Genomic DNA, 2,556 nt, shown 5'->3' with positions numbered 1-2,556 from the left:
TCTTCGGCCAGACGTACGGCGTGGCTACGTCCTTGCCCGCGAGCAGCGCCCGTGATGAATGCGACCTTGCCCTGAACCCTTCCAGCCATTTTGAACCTTTCAGTCGAGGAGACATGCATGCCGGCCACCGCGATTTTTGTGGGAACTGCCAGCATTGAACACCGTGAACTTCAAACTTAGATGTTTTTGCAAGCATCTAAGTTTGCCTGAGCCCTGTCAAGTGATTGTCGGCTCAACGTCAAGTTCAATCGAAAGTCAGTACCTTGCTCGGAAGAAGCGCGCCTTGCTTCTCACGCCGTGCCTGGAAGTGAATGGAGTTGAAACAGGTTGATGATCAGAAACTTTCGGACGATGTCGCCGACCGAGGATGTCAGGCCTCGACAAATCGGGTGCTTCAGCCAGCGCCAGATTAATTCCGCTCATCAACACTCGGAAGTCATTTGACTGCGACGTCACCTCGTATTCTGACGCATTGAGCGGCACAAGTTGCCGGGTTGTCCAGGACCGGCTGTCGTGGCGGCGGATCGGTTGTCATTTCAGGCAGGCAAGAATGGGAAACAACCCGAAGTGCCAGGATCGCCGTGCAGATCCCACTGCTGCGCATTACAACACCACACTTCGGCCGGTTAACCTGGATGGGTTTTACTGCTACTCTGACATTTTCGCTGGTGAGTGGGCTGTGCGCAGTGGAGTGGTTGGCCGCAAGTCACCTGTCGAACGTGTGGTGTTCCATGCGTTCGCCGAGATGTACGTTGACACCGTAGTGTTGGGTGCCAGCCGTTACCGTGCCGGACTACCTGTCGGCTAAGGGTTCTGGCCAACCGCTGGCGAAAGCAGTTTCGCGTTTTCGGCGAAAGCGCGAGCGCCTTCGAGGAAGTCGCCGACGAGTAGTACGCACTGCGACCTGGGAGGGTGACGCGATGGCTGCAGCCTTCTCCATCGCGGTATCGATGAGTTTCTCGGCAGGCGCAACCTTCTGTACTAGTCACCTTGATCGAGTTCATCGATCAGCTCTGCGGAAACGCGGGCGACCAACAGGTGCAGGGCTCCGAACTGGCGTATCTCAGCGGAGTTGGTGGCGCGGTGCAGAACAATTTCTCGGCAATTTTCGGAAGCGTATAGCGGCAATGAACACTTAAGATAAGTTCCTGCCATCATAAGGAGTTGATTCCGTACCCGATTTGGAAGATCTGGCCGATGAGTGCGCCGAGGTTGCCCACCCGATGGCAAACAGATTGACGCTGTAAGACTTTCGGCGGGCGATATGCGTTTCTGAGGGCTAAGTCGCTGTGCCCAAGATGATTCCGGATAATCGTCTTGTTGGGTGTCGACGATTCGAGTGAGAATGAAGACGGCGTGATGCACGGGGCGATCATAGATGCCCTCGAAGCAGACGATGATGCTTCGGCAGGCCCGCCAGAACTATCCGCCGGCTGGTTGTCAGCGCTGGTAATGATCGCTTCGAAGTCGCGCTCTTCCCGCGGACAGTTCGTCCGTCGCTGAGCGTTTAAGAGTTGGTTCAGATCGGATTGCCGACGCTTGTTGTCTTTGGAGAGAAAGACCTTGGCTGAAATGCTGAAGTCTTTCTGCTGCGCTGCCTGCAGCAAAACTGGTTACGTTGCCGAAACCCGATCACTTTGCCACGGCGACGAATTTTCGTGCGGTTGGAACGGCACCGCGTCTTCTCGCGGAATGAGTTGTGCGATCGAAACTGGTATTCGGACAACAGCTCGAACAAGAGGGCTTCAGGCTGAATGTCGATACGATCGACTTCGTCGATGAGTAGGACGACCGAGTCGGTGCTCCGGATTGCATCCAACAGTGTGCGAGTCAGCAGGAAACGTTCGAGAACAGGTCACATTCGATTTCTGTTGTGCCGGAGTATGTTTTTTCTTCTGTCTGTGGCGCTGGAGGTGGCGTAGCTGCTCGCGACGGTCCCACCGTAGAGCAACTTGGATTCGTAGAGCCCTTCATAGCATTGAAGTCGAGTGAGGCGTGCATTAGCTTCTAGCGCAACAATTTCGCCAGCTCTGCCTTTCCGGTTCCGGCGGGTCCTTCGACGCGGACTGGCTTCTGTAGTCGATAGCTGAGTCAACGGCTTGGGCAATCCGGCGATCGGCAAGTTGCCCGACGGCACGCAGTGCATCCCATCGCTTCGGCCTCGCCGAACGCATTGTTGGGTTCAAGGTCGAGCACCTTCATCCCTGCCTTTTCGTCAAATAATTCGTGAAGTATCAAACTATTGGTGTTTCGATCTCCGGTCAAGTGGCAATTTGCGGGTATTGACGGCGGTGCCCCCCCTCCATATATTGATGATATTCGAATGTTCGATGCATCGTGTCGAGGGTGCTCGAATTGGTTCGCCCTGTGCTTCATGCTTGAACCTTCCGATGCGGGTTACGTCCTTGATGAAGGCGCCTTCGGTGGAGGTGAAGGAAACTCTGGCACAACATATTTCGGTTGTTTCGCACGGCAGTGGCAGGCGCTCGATGGCCGTACCGGCGAAGCCCGGACGGGTAGGCATTTAGGAGGAGACTCGGTGGAGTTCGAACTAAC

At 55.3% G+C, this 2,556-nt stretch carries 2 protein-coding genes and 2 pseudogenes; 2 read left to right on the top strand and 2 right to left on the bottom strand.

Features of this window, described 5'->3' with window-relative positions:
* A pseudogene (locus EEB13_RS31285) lies at positions 1–89 on the bottom strand (SDR family mycofactocin-dependent oxidoreductase); the annotation flags it as partial.
* An 898-nt stretch (positions 90–987) separates the two neighbouring features.
* On the opposite strand from EEB13_RS31285, the pseudogene EEB13_RS32580 reads away from it, so the two are divergent.
* Positions 988–1,122: pseudogene (locus EEB13_RS32580) on the top strand (thiolase C-terminal domain-containing protein); the annotation flags it as partial.
* Positions 1,123–1,154: 32 nt separating this feature from the next.
* Here EEB13_RS32580 and EEB13_RS31855 read toward each other — a convergent pair.
* Positions 1,155–1,607, bottom strand: a complete 453-nt coding sequence (locus EEB13_RS31855) for a hypothetical protein (RefSeq protein ID WP_222839836.1) — start codon at positions 1,605–1,607, stop codon at positions 1,155–1,157.
* A 767-nt stretch (positions 1,608–2,374) separates the two neighbouring features.
* Between EEB13_RS31855 and EEB13_RS31850 the strand changes: the two genes are divergently transcribed.
* Positions 2,375–2,556, top strand: a 182-nt coding sequence (locus tag EEB13_RS31850) for a hypothetical protein (protein ID WP_222839835.1), incomplete at its 3' end; no start/stop codon positions are given.

It is taken from the genome of Rhodococcus sp. WS3 (assembly GCF_003797085.1).
Lineage (GTDB): Bacteria > Actinomycetota > Actinomycetes > Mycobacteriales > Mycobacteriaceae > Rhodococcus_F > Rhodococcus_F globerula.
The sequence above is the reverse complement of the archived record's forward strand: the minus strand, read 5'-3'. Positions and strand labels throughout refer to the sequence as shown.